The organism is uncultured Lacinutrix sp., from assembly GCF_947500605.1.
Taxonomy (GTDB): Bacteria; Bacteroidota; Bacteroidia; order Flavobacteriales; family Flavobacteriaceae; genus Lacinutrix.
The window spans coordinates 1-23,017 of the sequence record NZ_CANMSJ010000004.1; the positions used below are offsets into that span (position 1 = coordinate 1).

A 23,017-nucleotide genomic window follows, 5' to 3' on the forward strand; every position below is an offset into this window, starting at 1 on the left:
TTGACGATTTAGAAACAGAACAAGAAACTCAAAACACAGCTATCACAAACAATGAAGCTGCAATAACAAATCACATTACAGCTGATGAAGACACCGATGCAACTAACGAAATTCAAACTGTAGTTTCTTCAGATAGTTCTGTAACTGTAACTACAGATGCTGATAACAATATCGATTTAAGTGTAACACCTTTCGATGACACTGCTATTCAATCTCAAATTACTGAGAACGCTAATGATATCGACGATTTAGAAGCAGAGCAAATAACTCAGAATACCGCAATTGCTGATAATACAAACAATATTACCACAAACGAAACAGATATTACAACCTTAGAAACTGAACAAGCAACTCAAAACACAGCTATCACAAACAACGAAACGGCTATAGCTAATCACATTGCAGCTGATGAAGACACCGATGCAACTAACGAAATTCAAACCGTAGCTTCTTCAGACAGCTCTGTAACTGTAACTACAGATGCTGATAATAACATCGATTTAAGCGTAACACCTTTTGATGATACTGCTATTCAAACTCAAATTACTGAGAACGCTAATGATATCGACGATTTAGAAACAGAGCAAATAACTCAAAATACTGCAATTACTGGTAACACAACAAATATTGCAACAAACGCTTCTAATATTGCAAATCACATTACTGCAGATGAAGACACCGATGCAACTAACGAAATTCAAACTGTAGCTTCTTCAAATAGTTCTGTAACTGTAACTACAGATGCTGATAATAACATCGATTTAAGCGTAACGCCTTTTGATGATACTGCTATTCAAACTCAAATTACTGAGAACACTAATGATATCGACGATTTAGAAACAGAACAAGAAACTCAAAACACAGCTATCACAAACAATGAAGCTGCAATAACAAATCACATTACAGCTGATGAAGACACCGATGCAACTAACGAAATTCAAACTGTAACTTCTTCAGATAGTTCTGTAACTGTAACTACAGATGCTGATAATAACATCGATTTAAGCGTAACGTCTTTTGATGATACTGCTATTCAAACTCAAATTACTGAGAACGCTAATGATATCGACGATTTAGAAACAGAGCAAATAACTCAAAATACTGCAATTACTGGTAATACAACAAATATTGCAACAAACGCTTCTAATATTGCAAATCACATTACTGCAGATGAAGACACCGATGCAACTAACGAAATTCAAACCGTAGCTTCTTCAGACAGCTCTGTAACTGTAACTACCGATGCTGATAACAATATCGATTTAAGCGTAACACCTTTTGATGATACTGCTATTCAAACTCAAATTACTGAGAATGCTAATGATATTGCAGATCACATTACTGCTGATGAAGATACTGATGCGTCTAACGAAGTAAATACAGCATTCTCTACAGATGGTACAAATCTTTCTATAACAGATTCTAGTGGAACTTTAAATATTCCCTTAACTGACTTAGATTCTGAAGTAACTCCAGTTGTAACTACAGGAAATACAATCGCAACTCATATTAGTGCAAGTGGAACGTCTACAAATATTACAGAAACGGTAACCACTTTCCAACAGGACGACACTACTACTGCTTCAAATTCTGCTGCGACAGGAGAAATAACTTATAAAGATGAAAAAGGCGTAGAATTTAAAGCACAAGTTGTTGCTTCAGAAACAGATAATCAATTAGAAGTTGGTACAAATGGAGGTGCTTATTTAGGACCAACAGTATACACCGGAACTTTTATTATTTCAGCAGAAGGAACAACAACGATATCAGGAATACCTTTTCAACCCTCACAAGTTACCTTTGTTGCCAATGCAAATGTAGAGAGTTTAAATATTGATAGCGACAATGGAACAGGAAATAACGATAGAGGCATTGACAATTCACACGGTACAATGAATGGTTTTGCAAGAAACATTGGAGGAACCTTAGCACAACAAGTAATGTATACAGGTGGTCACGGAAACTCAATTAACGATATATCTAGATACGCAAGCAGTTCTAACTGTATTGGAGTAAGATATGGCGATCAAAACGGTAGTAGCTTAGGTAAAATTGAAGGCGCTTTTGTTACGTTTACAACAGACGGCTTCACTATTTCTGTTAATTACACCAATGGAACAATTACAAGTAATAGCACAAATCCATTAGCAGACGTACAACCAACAGATATTAATAATGAAGCTTTATTAGTAATATTTACAGCTTACAAATAATATAGAAATATGAAAACACTAAAATACATAGCTCTATTTATTATTCAAATAGGCATAGCTCAACAATCTTTTCACAACTTTGGTAATGTACAAATACACGATCAAGGTAAAATAGGATTTCACATAAACCTAGAAAACGATGGTACTTTTAATGAAAATTTGGGTTTAGCAGGATTCTATAACATGGATAACTCCTTAACAATTTCTGGAACAGAAACTCCAAGGTTTAATGATATTGAAGTTTTAGTTGGTAATCATTTATTTTTAGAAGTAAACACAGAGGTTATAAATGCATTAGATTATTTAGAAGGAGATATTATAACACCTAGAGCTAATCCTGATATTTCTTTAGACTATTTCAATGATGCCATATTTACCTTAGAAGACGATTTAAGAAATGTTGATGGATATGCTTCAATAACTAGCGATCAATCTTTTACTTTCCCTATTGGTCAAGACAATAAATTAAGACCTTTACTAATTCCATTTCAACCAGAAATTTCAAAATTTAAAGCCGCATATTTTAACGAAGACCCAAACTTCCCTTCTACTTTTGCTGAAAGCTTCAATACAAATAATTCTGAAGGCATAATAAATATAATTAGTACGCAGGAATTTTGGGATTTTAATGGAGAGAATAAAACATTAGTTACACTTACTTGGGACCAGGAAAGTCAAATAATTAACTTAGTAGAAAACCTTTTAAATCTAAGGGTTGTTGGTTGGAGTAAAACTGAACAAAGATGGCTAGACTTAGGAAATACAGATGTTTCTGGCGATTTAAATAACGGAACAATTAGCTCGTTTGAATTTATTCCAAATGATTTTGAAATTATAACTTTTGGAGCTCTAATAGGCAGCGATGGTTTAACAGTTTACAACGGAATAAGTCCTAATAATGATGGTTTAAACGACGTTTTTATAATAGAAGGTGTTGAACTTTTTAATAACAACCTAAAAATATTCAACCGTTGGGGAAGAGTAGTTTACGATGTCGAAAATTACAAAAACACTTTCAATGGTGTTGCTAACAAAAAAGTAGTTGGAACAAAAGGCAACAAACTACCTGTAGGCACTTATTTTTATGTCTTAGAATTAGCCGAAGAAAACAAAAGTTATTCTGGCTGGATATATATTAATTACTAATTATAAAGTTTTATAAAAGTGGTATCCAAAAATCTCATATCCTTCATTATAATAAAACTTATGAGAAGGATAATTTTGAACGTAAGTGTTTAATTCAGATGTATTACAGCCTTTAGATCTAGCATAATCATACAACCATTTAAAGAAGCTTTTACCTAAACCTTTACCTTGATAATTAGCTTCAATATAAACATGATCTACTTCCATAGATTTACCAGAATAATGTCTAGTTTGAAACCACATACCACAAACACCAATTAGTTTTTCATTATCGTAAACTCCTGCACATTCGTAATTTTGCTCAACCATTTCTGCAAATCGCTCTTTTAAAATTGCATCCGAATTTTTATTATTTGTTAATTTTTGTATTAACGGAATAATAGTATTTATATCTTTTTTATCAATAATTTTAAAGCAGAAAGGCATCGTGTTTTTTTTAACAAAATTAATTAAATTTGAAAGACTTAAAATAAATATAGAAAAGAAATTCTTTCTATAAAAGCGACTTTTAAAAAACATAAGATTAATGAATAGACAAGCAGTTATTATATATAGAGCACTAATAATTTTAGCAATTACCATACTACCGCAATTTACCATTGCACAAACTATAATTTCTTCTGAAGAACTAATAGGAAAAGGTAAACCTGCATTATTTGGGGAAGGTTATAAACTAAGAAAAGAAGCCTATTTAGCATTTAAAAAAATGCAAGCCGAAGCTCTAAAAAGCAATATAAAAATAGGAGCCGTTTCTAGTTACAGAAGTTTCTCACATCAAAAACGTATTTGGGAACGTAAATTTAACAGCAATAAATCTAACGGTCTTTCCACTACAGAGAACATAAAAAAAATAATAGAATACTCAACCATTCCCGGAACGTCTCGTCACCATTGGGGAACAGATATCGATATTTACCAAACCAATGTAAAACAACCTAGAGGCTTATTACTAGAAAGTAACTTTCATAATAATGGTGCTTTTTGCAAATTAAAAGAATGGATGGATGTACATGCAGAAGACTTTGGTTTCCATTTAGCTTATACCGATTTACCCAACAGAAAAGGTTTTAAATACGAGCCTTGGCATTACAGCTACAAGCCGCTTTCATCTCAATACTTAAAAGATTACAAAAAATTAGACATCGCTAATATTCTTAAAAACGATAAACTTTTAGGTAGCGAAGAATTCTCTAACAACTTTATTACCAACTATACAGAAGAAAATATTTTAGATATTAATCCTGAACTTTTGTAACTTTATAAAATAACTAACACACTACAACACATGAAAAAAGGAGGACTTAAAGGACGATTATTAATTGGTGTAGCCATTGCTGCCTTTTTTGTAATTAAGCATTTTATGAGCAGAGAAACCAATCCTTATACAGGAAAGGTACAAGCTATTTCAATGTCTCCAGCTGAGGAAATACAAATGGGATTAGCGAGTATAAACCAAATGGCACAACAACATGGCGGACTTTACCCTAACGAGCAATATCAAGCTTTAGTTGACAATGTAGGCAACAAGTTAGTACAAAACAGTATTGCAAAAGATACGCCGTATAAATACGAATTTCATCTTTTAGCAGACCAAAACACTATTAATGCTTTCGCCTTACCTGGTGGACAAATTTGTATAACCTATGCTCTATTTTCTAAATTAAAAAATGAAGATCAGCTCGCTGGTGTTTTAGGTCATGAAATTGGCCATGTATTAGGAAAGCATTCTGCAGAAAGAATTGCAAGCAGCAAAATGTGGCAAGGACTAAGCACAGCTGGTTCTGTTGGTGCAGATATGGGAGGAATTGTTAGCCAAATAGGAAACGGAACATTACTTAAAAATGGACGTGGAGACGAACTAGAAAGTGATGAACTTGGTGTACGTTTCATGATGCGCTCTGGCTACGATCCAGAAGAAATGATTGGTGTTATGCAAATTCTAAAAGATGCAGCAGGACCTAACCGTCAGCCAGAATTTTCTAGCTCTCACCCAGATCCAGACAATAGAATAGAACACATTAGAGAAGCGATAGAAAGATACAGACGTAACTAAATCGTTTTCGCTTAATTATAATATAAAGTCCTGCATTTGCGGGACTTTTCTTTTTATATTTGTTATTCAAATTCTAAGAAAATGAACAAAAAAGTCATCCTAATGATACTTGATGGTTGGGGAAAAAGCCCAGACCCAAAAGTTTCTGCTATAGATAATGCCAATACTCCTTTTATAGATAGCCTGTATTCAAAATACCCAAATGCCCAATTACGAACAGACGGTTTACATGTTGGTTTACCAGAAGGACAAATGGGAAACAGTGAAGTTGGACACATGAATTTAGGAGCTGGACGTATTGTTTATCAAGACTTAGCGAAAATTAATTTAGCAATAGAAAACAATACTTTAGCACAAGAAAAAGTATTAGTAGATGCTATTAATTACGCTAAAGCGGAAGGTAAAAACATTCATTTATTAGGTTTGGTTAGTAATGGCGGTGTGCACTCTCATATTAACCACATCAAATCATTAGTAGATGCTACCGAGGATGCGGGTGTAAAAAACACTTACATTCATGCCTTTACAGATGGGCGCGATGTAGATCCAAAATCTGGAAAAGGTTTTATTGAAGACCTAGAAAATTATACTCAAAATAAAAATACAGAAATTGCATCTATAACAGGTCGTTATTACGCAATGGATCGCGATAACCGTTGGGAACGCGTAAAACTTGCTTACGATGCTTTAGTTAATGGTACTGGTGAATTATCTAATAATTTAACCGAAAGCATTCAAAAACATTACGATGCAGATATTACAGACGAATTTATAAAACCAATTATAAAATCGAATACCGAAGGACTTCCGTTAGCAACAATAAAAGAAGACGATGTTGTTCTTTTCTTCAATTTTAGAACAGATAGAGGTCGTGAGTTAACAGATGCGTTATATCAAAACGATCACCACGAACAAAACATGCATAAATTGAATTTGTACTATGTTACAATGACGAATTATGGTGATGCCTTCGAAGGCATTCATATTATTTTCGATAAAGACAACATCACAGAAACTTTAGGTGAAGTCTTAGAAAAAAACAACAAAACACAAATTAGAATTGCTGAAACTGAAAAATATCCTCACGTTACTTTTTTCTTTTCAGGAGGAAGAGAAGCGCCTTTTAAAGGTGAATCTCGCATATTAAAAAACTCACCAAAAGTAGCTACTTACGACTTAAAACCAGAAATGAGTGCTTTTGAATTAACTGATGCTTTAGTACCAGAATTACAAAAAGGCGAAGTCGATTTTGTATGTTTAAACTTTGCGAATGGTGATATGGTTGGTCATACAGGCTCAATGCCAGCTGCTATTAAAGCCTGTGAAGCTGTAGATACTTGTGTAGAAAAAGTAGTAACAACAGCATTAGAAAATGGTTACACAACTTTACTTATTGCAGATCATGGTAATTGCGAAACTATGATTAATCCAGATGGATCACCAAATACAGCACATACTACTAATCCTGTTCCTGTAATTTTAATAGATAACGAATTAAAGGAAATTAAAAATGGTGTTTTAGGCGACTTAGCTCCTACTATCTTAAAACTTATAGGTGTTGAAAAACCTAAAGTTATGACTCAGGAATCGTTAGTCTAATAATGAAAAAGATAATAATAGTTATTCTCTTATTAATTAGCTTTTCAAATTGTACAGACAACAACACTAAAAAGTTTGAAACTACAAAATGGAAAAATGCTAGCCCAAGAGAGCAAGGTCTTATGGCTTCAGATTTAGTTGAGAGCAATATATTAATTGGCAAAAGTAAATCTGAAGTATTAGAACTTATCGGCACACCCAAAGATAGTAGCGCTATTAACTTTCATTATCTTATTGAATTTGGCTATATGGCTCCGTTTCATTTGGATGTTAATTTTAATAAAAACGAAAACAAAGTAATTGATGTAACGCTTATTGATTAATTTTAAAATACACTTCGAGCAAGACTAAGAATGTCAATTTATTATTAAATCGTATTTTTGTAATCAATTAAAACTTGAATGAATATTTCTAAAGGACTTATTATTGCTGTAGATTTCGATGGTACTATTGTAGAAGATGGTTATCCTGGAATTGGAGAAGAACGTTTATTTGCGTTCGATACTTTAAAACGTTTACAAGCAGATGGACACCGTTTAATTTTATGGACCTACCGTCATGGAAAAAAACTTGAGGAGGCTGTTGAATATTGTAAAACCAATGGCATTGAGTTTTATGCCGTAAACAAAAGTTTTCCTGAAGAAGAAACTTTAGAAAATGCAAGCAGAAAAATTCATGCGGATTTATTTATAGACGATAGAAATATTGGAGGTATCCTTGGTTGGGGAGAAATATATCAAATGCTTACAAACGAAACACCTAAACCCAGCCAAAAAAAGAAAAAAGGATGGTTTAAATTCTAACCTCCTATCATTTCAAAATAAGATTTATCTATTGCCTCTCTATGATCTGGATGCGCAATATTTACCAATTCTTTTACGCGCTGCTTTATTGTTTTGCCATATAAGTTTGCAACACCATATTCGGTTACTACATATTGCACGTGAGAACGCGTGGTAACAACTCCTGCTCCTCTTTTTAAAGCAGGAACAATTCGACTAATACCTTTACTTGTAATAGATGGTAATGCAATAATAGCTTTACCGCCTTCACTTAAAGAAGCACCTCTTATAAAATCCATCTGCCCTCCTACTCCAGAATACATATTTGCACCAATAGAATCGGCACAAACCTGTCCTGTTACGTCTACTTCTATTGCAGAATTTATTGCTACCATTTTTGGATTTTGTTTAATTATTGAAACATCATTTGTGTAATTTGAAGCACGCATCTCCACAAAAGGATTATCATCTACATAATCATACAAACGTTGAGAACCTATTAAAAAAGTAGACAATGCACGACCACGATTTATAGCTTTATAATTTCCTGTTATAACATTATTAAGAATTAAATCTATTACACCATCCGAAAACATTTCGGTATGCAATCCTAAATCTTTATGATTAGTTAATCTTGTTAATACTGCATTTGGAATACTTCCTATTCCCATTTGAAGTGTACTTCTATCTTCAATTAAATTAGCAACATATTCACCTATTTTCTCTTCAATATCATTTGGTGCAACAACAGCATGACTAGGAAGTGGTTGATGATCTTCAACAAAAATGTCGATTTCAGAAACATGAATAATACCAGCTCCATGAGTTCTCGGCATAAATTTATTAACCTGAGCTATAACAGTAGTTGCATTATCAATAGCAGCTAAAGTAGCTTCAACAGATACTCCTAAAGAACAATACCCATGGCGATCTGGTACAGAAACATGAATAAAAGCCACATCTAAATCAACTATATTTCGTTTAAACAACGAGGGCAATTCACTTAAAAAAACAGGTGTATAAGATCCATTTCCTGCTTTTAAAGTATGTCTTACATTTTTTCCAATGAAAAAAGAATTGACATGAAAACTATCTCGAAATTCGGGATTTGCATAAGGTGCAGCACCTTCTGTATGTAAGTGACAAATCTCTACTTTCTTTAATTCCTCATGTCTAGCAGACAATGCTTGTATTAAAGATTGAGGAGCTGCAGCGGCCGCTTGAATGTATACTCGATTATTAGACTTTATAACTTTTACAGCTTCTGCTGCAGTAACTGGAGAAAACATATTATTAATTTTAGAGTACAAAAATACTACCCGTACAACTCTTAAAAACTGTCAAAAGTCATGTTTTGAAAACAAAAAAAGCATTTTATTTTAAGTATCTTTGCGCCAATAATTTTGAATTATGATTGTAGTAAAAACAAGAGAAGAAATAGAATTAATGCGTGAAGCTGCACTTGTAGTTTCTAAAACATTAGGAGAGGTTGCTAAAGCTGTTAAACCAGGTGTAACAACATTAGAATTAGATAAAATTGCAGAAGAATGTATTAGAGACCAAGGTGCTGTGCCAGGTTTTTTAGGATTGTACGACTTTCCAAACACACTTTGCATGAGTCCTAATTCTCAAGTAGTACATGGTATCCCTAACAATACACCTTTAGTAGAAGGTGATATTATTTCTATAGATTGTGGTTCTATAAAAAATGGTTTTTATGGTGATCATGCTTATACTTTTGCTGTTGGAGAAATAGATCCAGAAACCGAAAAATTATTACAAGTTACCAAAGAGTCTTTATACCTTGGTATAAAAGAATTAAAAGTCGGTAATCGTGTTGGAGATGTTGGTTATGCCATACAAAAATATTGCGAAGACCATGGCTACGGTGTAGTAAGGGAATTAGTTGGACACGGATTAGGACGTGTAATGCACGAAGATCCAGAGATGCCAAACTACGGAAAACGTGGTCGCGGTAAAAAATTTATTGAAGGTATGGTTGTTGCCATAGAACCTATGATTAATCTTGGAACACAACGCATTAAACAACATAGAGATGGCTGGACTATTACTACTCAAGATAATAAACCTAGTGCTCATTTTGAACATGATGTAGCGATTATAGATGGTAAACCTGAGATTCTTTCAACTTTTGCTTACATCTATGATGCTTTAGGTATTACATCTACAGAAGAAGATGAATTTAGACAGAAAGCTTTAGTGCTTTAATTTGTTGATCTAAAATTGTTTTGATTACTCTTATGTGCTTTAGACACGGATTTCGCAGATTTTCACGGATTACTTACTCGAATACTAAACTATGAGCGAATTACTTTATAATGAAGACACCTACAAAATAATTGGCTTGTGTATGCAAGTACACAAAGAATTAGGTAAAGGTTTTAGCGAAGTCGTTTATGGTGATGCCTTAGAAATAGAATTAACAGATAATAACGTAAACTTCTCAAGAGAAACCACTTTTAATATTAGTTACAAAGGAAACATACTTCCTCACAAATACAAAGCAGATTTTATTATTGACCATAAAATTGTTTTAGAAATCAAAGCTATAAGTACACTTACAGATTCTCACATTAAACAAACGCTAAACTATTTAGCTGCTTCGAAGTTAAAACTTGGATTACTTATTAATTTTGGAGAAGATAGCCTTAAGTATAGAAGAGTTATTTTATAATCCGTGAAAATCTGCGAAATTCGTGTCCAAAAAAAATAGTTATCTGTGTAACCACAAATGAAAAAACTCTTCAAATTAATACTCAACACCATACCAAGACCGCTACTAATTAGGTTAAGCTATGTTGCACGACCAATTTTAGCTTTCTTTTTAAAAGGCAATACATTTACAGATCCAATAGACGGTAAAAGCTTCAAATCTTTTCTACCTTATGGTTATGGCGAACAACGTAATAACGTATTATCTCCTTCTACTTTATCTTTAGAAAGACACCGATTATTATGGTTGTATCTACAAAATGAAACCGATTTCTTTTCTGCTAAAAAAAGCGTACTTCATTTTGCTCCAGAGCAGTGTTTCTTAAAACGTTTTAAGGCGTTAGAGAATCTTGATTATACTACAACCGATTTACTATCTCCAATTGCAGATGTAAAAGCAGATATTTGTAATCTTCCTTTTAAAGATAATAGCTACGACATTATTTTATGCAATCATGTTTTAGAACATATTCCAGACGACACTAAGGCTATGCAAGAGTTGTTTCGGGTAATGAAACCTGGTGGTTATGGCATTTTTCAAATTCCACAAGATCTATCTAGAACCACAACGTTTGAAGATAATACTATAACAGACAAAAAAGAACGCGCTGAAATATTTGGGCAATACGACCATGTACGTGTTTATGGTTACGATTACTTTAGTAAGCTTAGAGATATTGGTTTTATGGTAAATGAAGAAGATTATACCGCAAGACTTTCTGAAGAAGAAACAAACAAATACTGTTTAGCAAAAGGAGAAATTATTCCTATTGTTTACAAATAAAATTATAATAGTAATGACACAAGAAATTATAATTGCTACAGGTGCCCTTTTTGGAATGTTATCTGTAATATTTGGAGCCTTTGGTGCTCATGCACTAAAAAAGATTTTATCTAACGAGCAATTACATAGTTTTGAAGTTGGCGTAAAATACCAAATGTATCATGCTATTGTTTTATTAGTTTTAGGTTTTAATTCTGAAAACGTAACCTCTGCAATATACTATTGCTTCACAATAGGTATTATACTATTCTCTTTTAGTATTTATGGCCTAATTTTATCTGATGTAAAAGGAAAAAAACTTCGTTTTCTAGGTCCTATTACACCACTTGGAGGATTACTTTTAGTCATTGGCTGGTTACTATTATTAATTAACGTGCTTTAACAAAAACTTATTCTGTTTATAGCTAGAGCTATAATTTCACACTTATTTCTCTAAAATAAAACCTATAAAACAAAAAAAGCCCGAACTAAAGTTCGAGCTTTCTTAAAAGATGTTTTATTTATTTTACAATTAGTCCTTGTGATCGTCAAGAACTTCCTCATCTCTATATTTACAACAAGGATGTACTTTACTATATGCTTCGTCTGTAGCTTTAACTGTTTTAGTATCGTGACCAACTGCCAATACACTATTAGAAATAGTTTCGATATCTGTTTTACGTTCATCGAAAATTAATTTTAGCTCATGTGTTTCTACATTCCAAATAGCAGACTTAACACCTTTGGTATTTAAACTCGCTTTTTCAATGCGTTTTTTACACATCATACAAACACCATCTACTTCTATTGATGCTCTAGCATTTTTGTTTTGAGCGAATGAAATAGATGCAAATAGTAATGCTAAAGTTATTACTGTGGTTTTAAATAGTTTCATATTGTTTTGTTTTATTGTTGTTTTTATTAAAATCCTGCCTAAACAAGACGTCTTATTTTATTTTTAATCTTAATCCTGCAAAGTAATTTGCTCCAAATATTGGGCCATATACAAACGTAGTATCAAAACTTGAACCAAAAGGATTATCGGCAGATACTATTGGGTTATTTTGCCTAGTATTTAGTATATTTTCGCCTCCTAAATATACTTCAAATTTTGGAGAAAATACTTTTGTAACTTGTGCATTAACAGTTGAAACTGTTGGTGAACGTTCTGGTAACTGATATTCTGATGGATTATTTTCTGTTGAAGAAAAACGCTGTGATCCTAACCAATTATAAGTCGCATCAAATTTCCAATATCCTGTTCTACCTTCTTTAATTTCTGTCTCGTAAGATGCGTTAGCAAAAAAACGATGCTTTGGAGTTAATGCCTTTTCTAACTCGCCCGTATTGTATTGTGTTTTAACATCGTAGTTTTTATATGCTAAACGCGTGTTAAAATGACTAAACGGTTCGTAATGCAACTCGACTTGAAGACTATTAGCATAGCTATCTCCTTTCAAATTATAGAAATTTACTTCTTGTGCATTTTCATAATCTACAACTACTTGGTTTTTAAAATCTGTTCTATAAAAATCTGCAGTTACCTCAGCCTTTCTTCCAAATAATCTAAAGCCTTGTAGAAACGACACACCATAATTCCAAGCAATTTCTGGATCTAATCCATAAATTTTTCCTGTAGTATCTATAATATTAATAGCACGGGAAGTTGAAAAAATCTTTTGATTTTCTGCAAAAATATTAGCACTACGCTTTCCTCTTCCTACAGAAGCTCTAAACACACCTTTTTCCCATGTGGTGTAACGCATATGCAAACGAGGTGTAATAAACGTACCTAATAAATTATGATTATCCACTCTTAATCCTGCAGTAACATTAAGTTTATCTAGATTAAAATAATTATACTCTACAAAAGCTCCTACAGAATTCTCAGTTCTTTTAAAGTCTGCTGTATTTACAAGCTCGTTATAATGATCGTAAGTATAACTTACTCCTGTTTTAATTTTGTGTCTAGAATCGCTAATTATAGTATTATAAATTACGTTTGCATACAAACTGTTATGCTCTATATCGTAAACATTTAAACCAAAATAAGAATCTTGTTGGTGTCCACTATAAGCAGCTTGCACACCAACACTTTGCCAAGGTAATACTGGGTTTACATAACCTAATTTCGCGCTTACTTCGTAACGCTCTGTATCAATTTCACTTCCCCATTTATTAGTGGTCAACTTATCTGTTTGAGGATTAAAATCTATTTCTCCAGATTGTTTTTCATCATTTAAATACTTCAAATTAATAAAACTAACAATCCCTTTTTCCGGATTAGTATATTGCCAACGGTTCATGATGTTTACTTGGTTATAAGTTGGCATATCTAAAAAGCCGTCGTCATTAACATCGTGTTTTTTATTATGTGAATTGCCATGAAGATATATTCCTGTATCCCATTTATCGCTAACTTTAGTATTAAAATGTGTATTTAATTCTAAACGCGTATTGCTTCCTCCATAAAGGTTTACAAACAATTTATCGTCTGTAGATGGTTTTACTAACTCTGCATTTATTTGCCCAGCAATACTCTCGTAGCCATTTACAACACTTCCTGCACCTTTAGTTATCTGTATACTTTCCACCCAAGTACCAGGGATAAAACTAAGCCCAAAAGCTTGAGATGCACCACGAATAGATGGTATGTTTTCTGTTGCTATTAAAATATACGGACTCGTTAAACCCAGCATCTTAATTTGCTTAGTTCCTGTTACCGCATCTGCAAAGTTTACGTCTATAGACGGATTGGTTTCAAAGCTCTCAGCCAAATTACAACAAGCTGCTTTTAACAACTCATCACTACTTACAGTAATAATATTTTGAGCCGATAAATAAGAATTTGATGTTGCTTTATTTCTAGAAGTAATATTAATTTCTTCAAGCTCACTCGTAGGTTTCAAGCTATGCTTTATTGGTTTTGCATTATTAATAGTAAGCGTATCGGTTTTATAACCAACAAAGCTTACTACTAACTTAGTATACTCTACCTTATATGGTAAAGAGAATTCACCGTTAAAATTAGTAACATTCCCAACCTTTGTACCCAACCAAAATACATTGGCTCCTGGTAATGGAGATTGACTACTACTCTCTTCTAAAATAACGCCAGACAATTGCTCTTGAGACAATGCAAGTAATGGCAGCAAAAATAGTATATAAAGTATCTTCCTCATTATATATATGTTTTTAATAGCATAATTACGGCCATAACAATCATGATTGTGTTTTCTATAAATGTTGCTTTTGTCATAGGTAATTTTAAAGCAGTCCCCAAACAAGCACATTGTATTGCTTTTTTATCTAAGAGTGTTTTTGTTACTCCAACAGTTGTAATCCCTAAAATAATAATGGTTACAATTAAAGCGACAGGAATTTGTATTCGCATTAAAAACATGATTCCTAGTGCTAATTCTAAAAATGGATAAATTTTACCGTAGGTCGGAATTGCCTTCGCTAAAGGATCGTACATTTTAAAAGATTCTGGAAAGCCTTTTAAATCTAGTATTTTAAAGAAGCTAAAAACAACATAGAATAAACCCATAAAGTCGAGCATAAAACTATTCCAGTCCCATTGTTTATAATGCAATAGTACCGATGCTACCGTTATATAACCAAAGATTATAAATAATGGTTTTAATTGCTGAAGGTCACTTTTTGTTTCTTCAACTTGTGACGTTGAAAAAACGTTTTCTATTGGTTTTTCTGAAATTGAAAATTTTCCTGGTAAAGTCTCCTTTAACGTTTCTATTGAAATGTGGTGAGACATCTCAACCGTAGCTTCACTCTTTTCAAGATTTACTGAAGCGTTTATTACGTTTGGCAAAGCATTCAAGTGTTTTTCAACTGAAGCTTTACAGCCATTACAGGTCATACCTGTAACTGTATATGTATGTATCATTGTGTGATTTTAATAAATTATTTCATGATTTAGTATTTCCGCGAAAGCGAAAACAAAAGAAATAAAATATCAAATTAGAAAAGTCTCATCTAACACTTGTATGTCAAAAATGAGATTTGGTGGTGCATATTCTTTATGTAAAACAACTTGCTTTGGCAAGGTTACAAATAAAGAAACATAACTATAAGTGAAGGATGCAAGAAATAGTTGGTGTTGTATATCGAGATCATCAAAAGTATTTAGCTTTAATTTATCTTGACCTTTAATAACATCTACTTCATGTTTGCAACAACTTTTCATTGCAAAATCTTTGTCTGCAGTATTACCTCCACAAACTTTAGCTTTTGTAAAAACAGCGGTATCTATTAAATGATCGCCACAATAATGAGACTCAATAGTAAATGATAGTGTTGAAAACAACACCACAAATGCCATTAAAAAAGACAATCCTTTATTTAATAAACTATTTTTCACAATACAAAGTTACGTATTTTTAGACTTAAAAAACATTAAAAAGTTATATTACAAAAACCAAAAAATACTGGTACAATAATTGTTGCACCAAATTACTTAAACCAACCATTATGAAAAAAACTAATCTACTATTCGCTTTATCACTTTTAATTTACTCTATATGTTTTGCTCAACAACCCAATCAAATTGAGGTTTCTAAACGCTATAATGATTACTTTAAACAGGAATCTGAAAACATATTCACCCAACTGAACAAAACAAATTACACAGCAAACGAATCAATATGGTTCACCTCTTACGTGTATTATAACTTTACCTTAAATCCTTACTTAAGCACAACTAATATCTACACTAATGTATATAATAGTTCAGGAGAAATGATTGACCAAAAAATTTTTAAATGTAGAGATGGCTATATGCAAGGTCAATTAACTATTGATGAAAAATACACACCAGGAGTATACTACATAAAAACCACAACAAATTGGATGAGAAACTTTGATACAGACTTATCAGATTTAAAACAGTTTGTTGTAAATAGTGAAATTAAAACTAAATCGCCTAAAACAAAATACGACTTCGATATTATTCCAGAAAGTGGTGCATTAGTAAATAATATTATTAATACTGTTGGTGTAAAGATAAACACTGCATTAGACACTGCTAATTTAAAAGGTGTTCTTACAGATGGTAATAATAGCATAATTACCATTTTTAAATTTAACGCCTTTGGTATAGGTAAATTTAGCGCAAAGCTTTCTAGCAGTAATAAATATAAAGTTACTATTTATGATAATGAGATAGAAAAAACTACAAAACCTATTAATAATATTAAAGACACAGGACTACATTTAAATTTAATAAATAAAACTGAATCTGTAGTTTTAACTCTTACAACAAACCCAAAAACTATTAATAGTTTAGTAGGTAAAGAATACTACTTGTATTTACATAGAGACGGTACTATTAATAGTATTCCTGTTGCCTTTGAGAACAACAAAACAAGTTACGCTCTACAAATAAATAAAACAGATTTACCTAAAGGAATTACAATTTTATCTCTTTTAAATGAACAAAATGAGCCAATACTAGAACGTATGTTCTTTAATGATTTAAACCATAGTATTGGAGAATTAGAAGTGCAAAACATTAATAAAGACAAAGATTCTACTACGATTAGTTTTAAAACGTCTATTAAAGGTTCTCTAAAAAATAATTTTAGTGTTTCTGTTTTACCAGAAAGCTCTAATCTATATGGTTTAAAAGAAAACATTAAAACAAAACTAATTCTGTTTCCATATTTAAACCAATCTATTATTAACGAAAAAGAATATCTAAAAGATACATCTCGAAAATCGCTTTACGATTTAGATTTACTATTACTTACCCAGGGAGAGAGTAAGCAATCATTATTAAAAATTATTAATAGCGAAATTGTTGTTAGACATGATTTTGATACCGGATTTAAAATTAAAGGAAAATTAAACAACACAAAATATAAAGAAGGGAATTATATCGAGTTAGTTTCTTCAAACAATGGAATAAAAGCCGAAAGCATTTTAACAACTGAAAACGAATTCACTTTTGATAACTTATATTTAGGAAACGATACCGAAATAAATTTTCTTTTAAAGAACAAGAACGGAAAAACTCAAAAAATAAAACCTTATTATAATTTATATCCAAAACCTTTTTCCGAAACTATAACATTTAACAAAATTAAAACTCAACCAAAAGAAGTTTTACCATTAAAAACAAAAGGAGATTTTATTAATACAGAAGATGTAGTTAAATTAGATGGTGTAGAATTAGAAACAATAAATAATAAACCTAAAGAAACAAAAAACACACCTTTAGGCGCTATGTTTGCTAGACATATTGTTTTTGATTATAACTCTGACCAATTTCAGTTAATTACTGATATAATTAAACAAAACGGATTTGAAGTCGTTATTGATTACACAAGATTCCGCCTTACAATAACCTCAAGACGCGCAATAACTATGAGTACTCCAAATGGAATTGCACCACTTGTATTAATTAACAATATCCCTGTAGATGATCTTTCTATCTTAATTAATCTAGTGGTAAACGAAGTTGATGAACTTTTTATTTCTCATCTTGGATCAATATATGGTGCTGCAGGAGCAGGAGGTGTAATTAATATTTTTTCTAAAAAAGCCATAACTAGTAAAGTAAAAGATCAACATCGCGCTTTTAATATTGCTTTTGGTTTTGAAGACAGCCTGGACTATGAAAGTCCATTTTACACTTCGACTTCGTCAGATTTCTTTTCTATATATGGCGTACTAAATTGGATTCCTTCTGTACAAGCTAACCAAAACGGAATAATAACCATCAAAGTTCCAAATTACTATAAAGACAAGGCCCAACTTATAATGAACGGAATGGATGAAAATGGAGTGTTATACAGTTTAGAAAAAACGATAAATTTAGACTCAGCAACAAAATAAATATTAGAGAAAACCAATGGAGCATTGTGGTATACTAATTAGTACACCACAATAGTGCTTCTAAAACACACAAACACAACGAATGCTTATATTAACCTTACTATGGTTTAGACGTAATAATTGATTAAAACGCATATAAAAAATCAAACCTTCCAAAAAAAATTACAATTTCGATATTATTACAGATAAAGTACAACTCTATATTAGTAAAAACATACAAATAGAATAATCTATAACTTGTAAAAATATTATCTTAAAATTAGTTTTTTAAACGATTATAATAAAAGGCCGGTAATAAAAGAATGAGCAATAATGGCTGTATCAAAAATCTTCTAATATTAAAAAACATGTAATAATTTTCTTGTTTAGGATTTAAAACAAAGTATAGAAACAAAACCAAAAGTATAATATAAGAGAGTGCATAAACAATTAGAGAAAACTTAACAATACTCTTATCTCTAAAAAAGACATATAAAATTGTTAATGAAATTAATGTATTAATTAGATATCGTAATGTAGTAAACAACGTCAATTTAAAGACCTCTCTTCTTGGAGAATCTAAATACAAATAGTCGTTTTCAAAAAACTGCAAGTAAGGATCGTAGAACAATTTACTCTCGAAAGCGCGCACTAAAACCAACAACCCGAAAAGGAAAAATAACCAGATATATTTTTTATACTTACCCATTATTTTTACCAATATTAGAAAATCTATTCACCCAAAGCATCCAAAGTAGAAATACCATTCCGTAAATAATCGCCGGAAAAATAACCGTATGTAAAATTTCACTGCGCCATGGATAATGATATAAACCGATAGATAGAATTACAATTCTAACAAGATTCACAGCATAAATAAGTACACTTCCAGTTAATAAAAACACAACAGTTGTTTTTATTTTACCTGAGAAAGCAATTATAAAAGATATAAATAATATAATTACGCTAATAGCGTTACAGCCTTCTATTATTTTAGCAATATACTTACCGTTTACTAATAGTTTCATAGAAGGTTCGTCTGGATGTCTTGTAACTTCCGTATTATAACCTACTGTGTTTAATAACGCTTCACTTTGGTAAGTGACCAAATTTGTTACATAATCTGGATAATATTGAGAACCAACCGAAGTATTTAAATAGAGTTTATAAACTATAGATAAGCCTATATACACTGCCAAAAATGTAAGGATAAATTTTATTACAGACTTATATTTTATAAAGAGTGATTTCAAATTTATTTATGAAAAGATTTAGATTTTGAAAGGTTGAAATTACGTCTTTTTAAATACTTTTACCAAAATTTTTATTTTTATGATTTTCGAGACATTAAAACCACAAGTTGAAGCAATACTTTCTAATAACAAAAACACTACAGATGAGCGTTTAATGAAAGTTTGCGAATTATTAGATGCTAACATAAGTTACTACAATTGGGTAGGTTTTTATTTTAAAAATGGAGATAAAAACGAGTTGAAAATTGGGCCTTACGTTGGAGAACCTACAGACCACACTATTATTCCTTTTGGAAAAGGTATTTGTGGGCAAGTTGCAGTTAGTAATGAAAATTTTGTAGTACCAGACGTTGCTGCTCAAGATAATTACATCGCTTGTAGCATATCTGTAAAAGCAGAAATAGTAGTTCCTATTTTTGTAAACGGAGAGAATATTGGGCAAATAGATATCGATTCTGGTACACCAGATCCTTTTACAGAAAAAGACGAAAGATTTTTAGAATTTGTTTGCGCTAAAGTCGCAGAAATACTATAGTTGTTAATAACTAGTCGTTTTAGTTAAAAAGCTTTGTCTTTTTAGCTAAAACTCATTTCGTTTTTACGTAAATTTGCACGCTTATTAACACAACTACTAATGAGCAATAACAAAACAATTAAATCTGCATTAATTTCTGTATTTAGCAAAGACGGCTTAGAGCCAATTGTTAGAGAACTAGATAAACAAGGCGTTACCATATATTCTACTGGTGGCACAGAAAAATTTATTAACGATTTAGGTATAAAAGTCGTTCCTGTAGAGGACGTGACTTCATATCCTTCAATTCTTGGAGGTCGTGTAAAAACATTACACCCAAAAGTATTTGGTGGTATTTTAAACCGCCAAAATCATGAAGGTGATGTTGCCGAAATGAAAGAATTTGATATTCCACAAATAGACGTAGTAATCGTCGATTTATATCCTTTCGAAAAAACGGTAGCTTCTGGAGCTCCAAACCAAGACATTATTGAGAAAATTGATATTGGAGGTATTTCTTTAATTCGTGCAGCAGCAAAAAATTATGCTGATGTTATTTGTGTATCATCTGTAGATGATTATGCTGAGTTTTTAGAATTAATTACAGACAAAAAAGGAGATTTAACTGAAGAAGACAGAAGAGCATTTGCTGCAAAAGCATTTAACGTTTCTTCTCACTACGATTCTGCTATCTTTAATTACTTTAATACAGACCATAAAATAGCTGCTCTTAAAGTTTCTGAAACAAACGGAAAAGTTTTACGTTATGGAGAAAACCCACACCAACGTGGTTTTTTCTTTGGAGATTTTGATGAAATGTTCACAAAACTTCATGGTAAAGAATTAAGTTACAACAACCTTTTAGATGTTGATGCCGCTGTAAATTTAATGGACGAGTTTAAAAACGATGCGCCAACTTTTGCTATTTTAAAACACAATAATGCTTGTGGTTTAGCACAACGCGATACATTACACCAAGCCTATACAGATGCTTTAGCTGGAGATCCAGTTTCTGCTTTTGGTGGTGTATTAATTTCTAATACTGAAATTGATGCAGCAACTGCCGAAGAAGTTCATAAATTATTTTGTGAGGTTGTAATTGCTCCAAGTTATTCTACTGAAGCTGAAACTATTTTAAAAGGAAAGAAAAACAGAGTCCTTTTAGTATTAAAAGATGCTGCTTTTGCTCAAACAACAGTAAGAACATGCTTGAATGGTGTTTTAGTTCAAGACAGAAACAATATAACAGACAAATTAGAAGACTTTAAAAACGCAACAACAAAAGCACCTACAACTGCTGAGTTAGACGATTTAATTTTCGCTTCTAAAATTTGTAAGCACACAAAATCTAATACTATTGTATTAGTAAAAAACAGACAATTATGTGCTAGTGGAACAGGACAAACAAGTCGTGTAGATGCTTTAAACCAAGCAATACATAAAGCACAATCTTTTAAATTTGATTTAAAAGGAAGCGCAATGGCTAGTGATGCCTTTTTTCCTTTCCCAGACTGTGTAGAGATTGCAAAAAACGCAGGTATTACTGCTGTAATTCAACCAGGTGGCTCTATAAAAGACCAATTAAGTATAGATTATTGTAATGCTAATGAAGTTGCAATGGTATTTACTGGTACACGTCATTTTAAGCACTAAAATCTCTTAAAAAAAGAGACCTCTTGAATTAGAGAATACATAAAGATTTTTCGCTTCGCTCTGAATGACAAAACAAATAGGTTTATCTTTCTAAAAGAAGCTTTACTAAAGAATCTAAAACAATTAAAAGCTTCAGTTTAAACTGAAGCTTTTTCTTTTACGAAAACTCTAGAAAATACATCAAAAAACAAAGATTAAATAAATTAACTTCCTCTTTCTAATCGCAGCATTTAGTAATTCCGCAAAAGCGAAAAACAAAAAAAAGAACGTCTAAAATTATTGTTCCTGCGTATATCTATTTTCGATTGTATTATAAATCGTTCAGTTATAAAAATTTATATTACAACTATCAACAATTAACGCTGTTTTTTTGGTTAGTTTTATTACTTTTACAGCAATTCAATAATAACTTCATAAATTACTACTTAACGCATGGGATTTTTTGACTTCCTAACAGAAGAAATCGCAATAGATTTAGGAACTGCAAATACACTAATTATACACAACGATAAGGTTGTTGTAGATGCACCTTCCATTGTGGCGAGAGATCGCATTTCTGGAAAAATAATAGCAGTTGGTCAAGAAGCCAATTTAATGCAAGGAAAAACGCACGAAAATATTAAAACCATTAGGCCATTAAAAGATGGTGTAATTGCAGATTTTGATGCTTCGGAGCAAATGATAAGCATGTTTATTAAAAACATTCCAGCGCTTAAAAAGAAATTATTTACACCGTCTTTACGTATGGTAGTTTGTATTCCTTCTGGAATTACAGAAGTAGAAATGCGTGCCGTAAAAGAATCTTGTGAGCGTGTAAATGGTAAAGAAGTTTACTTAATACACGAGCCAATGGCTGCTGCTATTGGTATTGGAGTTGATATTATGCAACCTAAAGGTAACATGATTGTTGATATTGGAGGTGGTACAACCGAAATTGCTGTTATTGCACTAGGTGGTATTGTTTGCGACAAGTCTGTTAAAATTGCAGGTGATGTTTTTACAAACGATATTATTTATTACATGCGCACACAACATAACCTTTATGTTGGTGAGCGTACTGCTGAAAAAATTAAAATTCAAATTGGTGCTGCTACCGAAGATTTAGATTTACCACCAGAAGATATGAGCGTTCAAGGACGTGATTTATTAACTGGAAAACCTAAGCAAGTACAAATTTCTTATAGAGAAATTGCTAAAGCTTTAGATAAATCTATTCTTAGAATTGAGGATGCCGTAATGGAAACATTATCGCAAACACCTCCAGAATTGGCTGCAGATATTTATAATACTGGTATTTATTTAGCCGGTGGTGGTTCTATGCTTCGTGGTTTAGACAAACGTTTATCTCAAAAAACAGATTTACCAGTTTATATCGCTGAAGATCCTTTACGTGCTGTTGTGCGTGGAACTGGAATTACGTTAAAAAACCTTCCGAAATACAAAAGTGTATTGATAAAATAAAATCTGGTTTAAT

At 31.9% G+C, this 23,017-nt stretch carries 23 protein-coding genes; 15 read left to right on the forward strand and 8 right to left on the reverse strand.

Going from position 1 to position 23,017, the window contains the following annotated elements:
* Together Q0935_RS07080 and Q0935_RS07085 are read left to right on the forward strand one after the other, a co-directional pair.
* The coding region (locus tag Q0935_RS07080) for a beta strand repeat-containing protein (RefSeq protein ID WP_367275015.1) at window positions 1-2,213 on the forward strand (2,213 nt) is incomplete at its 5' end.
* Between the two features lie 9 nt (window positions 2,214-2,222).
* Complete coding sequence (locus Q0935_RS07085) at window positions 2,223-3,359, forward strand: gliding motility-associated C-terminal domain-containing protein (protein ID WP_299383901.1); 1,137 nt, start codon at window positions 2,223-2,225, stop codon at window positions 3,357-3,359.
* On the opposite strand, the gene Q0935_RS07090 is transcribed toward Q0935_RS07085, so the two are convergent.
* Window positions 3,360-3,785 carry a GNAT family N-acetyltransferase gene (locus tag Q0935_RS07090; protein ID WP_299383903.1) on the reverse strand — a complete coding sequence of 142 codons (426 nt, stop codon included), beginning with the start codon at window positions 3,783-3,785 and terminating at the stop codon, window positions 3,360-3,362.
* A gap of 100 nt (window positions 3,786-3,885) precedes the next feature.
* On the opposite strand from Q0935_RS07090, the gene Q0935_RS07095 reads away from it, so the two are divergent.
* The 5 genes from Q0935_RS07095 to Q0935_RS07115 all read left to right on the forward strand — a co-directional run bounded on the left by Q0935_RS07095 (window position 3,886) and on the right by Q0935_RS07115 (window position 7,814).
* On the forward strand, window positions 3,886-4,614 hold the full coding sequence (locus Q0935_RS07095; RefSeq protein WP_299383905.1) for a M15 family metallopeptidase: 729 nt from the start codon (window positions 3,886-3,888) through the stop codon (window positions 4,612-4,614).
* A gap of 30 nt (window positions 4,615-4,644) precedes the next feature.
* Window positions 4,645-5,412, forward strand: coding sequence for a M48 family metalloprotease (locus tag Q0935_RS07100; RefSeq protein WP_299251149.1), 768 nt, complete (start codon window positions 4,645-4,647; stop codon window positions 5,410-5,412).
* Between the two features lie 81 nt (window positions 5,413-5,493).
* Window positions 5,494-7,011, forward strand: coding sequence for a 2,3-bisphosphoglycerate-independent phosphoglycerate mutase (gene gpmI / locus Q0935_RS07105; protein WP_299383907.1), 1,518 nt, complete (start codon window positions 5,494-5,496; stop codon window positions 7,009-7,011).
* Between the two features lie 2 nt (window positions 7,012-7,013).
* Window positions 7,014-7,334 (forward strand): hypothetical protein, encoded by a 321-nt coding sequence (locus tag Q0935_RS07110; RefSeq protein WP_299383909.1) that lies wholly within the window; start codon window positions 7,014-7,016, stop codon window positions 7,332-7,334.
* Between the two features lie 78 nt (window positions 7,335-7,412).
* The gene (locus Q0935_RS07115; RefSeq protein WP_299383911.1) at window positions 7,413-7,814 is read left to right on the forward strand and encodes a BT0820 family HAD-type phosphatase; all 402 of its coding nucleotides are present in this window, start codon (window positions 7,413-7,415) and stop codon (window positions 7,812-7,814) included.
* On the opposite strand, the gene Q0935_RS07120 is transcribed toward Q0935_RS07115, so the two are convergent.
* Window positions 7,811-9,082 carry an acetyl-CoA hydrolase/transferase C-terminal domain-containing protein gene (locus tag Q0935_RS07120; protein WP_299383913.1) on the reverse strand — a complete coding sequence of 424 codons (1,272 nt, stop codon included), beginning with the start codon at window positions 9,080-9,082 and terminating at the stop codon, window positions 7,811-7,813. The two genes, Q0935_RS07115 and Q0935_RS07120, sit on opposite strands and share 4 nt — an antisense overlap.
* Before the next feature lie 121 nt (window positions 9,083-9,203).
* On the opposite strand from Q0935_RS07120, the gene map reads away from it, so the two are divergent.
* The 4 genes from map (at window position 9,204) to Q0935_RS07140 (ending at window position 11,692) form a co-directional block, all read left to right on the forward strand.
* Window positions 9,204-10,022 (forward strand): type I methionyl aminopeptidase, encoded by an 819-nt coding sequence (gene map, locus Q0935_RS07125; RefSeq protein ID WP_299383915.1) that lies wholly within the window; start codon window positions 9,204-9,206, stop codon window positions 10,020-10,022.
* 91 nt (window positions 10,023-10,113) lie between these two features.
* Window positions 10,114-10,488, forward strand: a complete 375-nt coding sequence (locus Q0935_RS07130) for a GxxExxY protein (protein ID WP_299383918.1) — start codon at window positions 10,114-10,116, stop codon at window positions 10,486-10,488.
* A 57-nt stretch (window positions 10,489-10,545) separates the two neighbouring features.
* A complete protein-coding gene (locus tag Q0935_RS07135; protein WP_299383920.1) occupies window positions 10,546-11,310 on the forward strand; it encodes a class I SAM-dependent methyltransferase in 765 nt (254 codons plus the stop codon).
* Between the two features lie 13 nt (window positions 11,311-11,323).
* Window positions 11,324-11,692: a DUF423 domain-containing protein gene (locus Q0935_RS07140; protein ID WP_299383922.1), complete on the forward strand. Its 369-nt coding sequence runs from the start codon at window positions 11,324-11,326 to the stop codon at window positions 11,690-11,692.
* Between the two features lie 129 nt (window positions 11,693-11,821).
* On the opposite strand, the gene Q0935_RS07145 is transcribed toward Q0935_RS07140, so the two are convergent.
* The 4 genes from Q0935_RS07145 to Q0935_RS07160 form a co-directional block, all read right to left on the reverse strand.
* Window positions 11,822-12,184, reverse strand: a complete 363-nt coding sequence (locus tag Q0935_RS07145) for a heavy-metal-associated domain-containing protein (RefSeq protein ID WP_299383924.1) — start codon at window positions 12,182-12,184, stop codon at window positions 11,822-11,824.
* A gap of 52 nt (window positions 12,185-12,236) precedes the next feature.
* Entirely contained in the window at window positions 12,237-14,471 is a 2,235-nt protein-coding gene (locus Q0935_RS07150) for a TonB-dependent receptor (protein WP_299383926.1), read from the reverse strand.
* Window positions 14,471-15,196: a heavy-metal-associated domain-containing protein gene (locus Q0935_RS07155; RefSeq protein WP_299383928.1), complete on the reverse strand. Its 726-nt coding sequence runs from the start codon at window positions 15,194-15,196 to the stop codon at window positions 14,471-14,473. Before Q0935_RS07155 ends, Q0935_RS07150 begins: the two co-directional genes overlap by 1 nt.
* Window positions 15,197-15,265: 69 nt before the next feature.
* Window positions 15,266-15,670, reverse strand: a complete 405-nt coding sequence (locus tag Q0935_RS07160; protein ID WP_299383930.1) for a hypothetical protein — start codon at window positions 15,668-15,670, stop codon at window positions 15,266-15,268.
* Between the two features lie 110 nt (window positions 15,671-15,780).
* Here Q0935_RS07160 and Q0935_RS07165 point away from each other — a divergent pair, with 110 nt between their 5' ends.
* A complete protein-coding gene (locus Q0935_RS07165; RefSeq protein WP_299383932.1) occupies window positions 15,781-18,144 on the forward strand; it encodes a hypothetical protein in 2,364 nt (787 codons plus the stop codon).
* Window positions 18,145-18,403: 259 nt separating this feature from the next.
* Here the strand turns inward: Q0935_RS07165 and Q0935_RS07170 are convergent, their stop codons facing one another.
* Both Q0935_RS07170 and xrtF read right to left on the reverse strand, forming a co-directional pair.
* Window positions 18,404-18,832, reverse strand: coding sequence for an exosortase F system-associated protein (locus Q0935_RS07170; protein WP_299251124.1), 429 nt, complete (start codon window positions 18,830-18,832; stop codon window positions 18,404-18,406).
* The gene (xrtF, locus tag Q0935_RS07175) at window positions 18,825-19,376 is read right to left on the reverse strand and encodes an exosortase family protein XrtF (RefSeq protein ID WP_299383934.1); all 552 of its coding nucleotides are present in this window, start codon (window positions 19,374-19,376) and stop codon (window positions 18,825-18,827) included. Before xrtF ends, Q0935_RS07170 begins: the two co-directional genes overlap by 8 nt.
* A 79-nt stretch (window positions 19,377-19,455) precedes the next feature.
* Between xrtF and Q0935_RS07180 the strand changes: the two genes are divergently transcribed.
* From Q0935_RS07180 to Q0935_RS07190, 3 genes are all read left to right on the forward strand, one after another.
* Entirely contained in the window at window positions 19,456-19,911 is a 456-nt protein-coding gene (locus Q0935_RS07180; RefSeq protein ID WP_299383936.1) for a GAF domain-containing protein, read from the forward strand.
* 99 nt (window positions 19,912-20,010) lie between these two features.
* Complete coding sequence (gene purH, locus Q0935_RS07185) at window positions 20,011-21,543, forward strand: bifunctional phosphoribosylaminoimidazolecarboxamide formyltransferase/IMP cyclohydrolase (protein ID WP_299383938.1); 1,533 nt, start codon at window positions 20,011-20,013, stop codon at window positions 21,541-21,543.
* Between the two features lie 432 nt (window positions 21,544-21,975).
* Entirely contained in the window at window positions 21,976-23,004 is a 1,029-nt protein-coding gene (locus Q0935_RS07190) for a rod shape-determining protein (RefSeq protein WP_055435056.1), read from the forward strand.
* Window positions 23,005-23,017 lie beyond the last annotated feature (13 nt).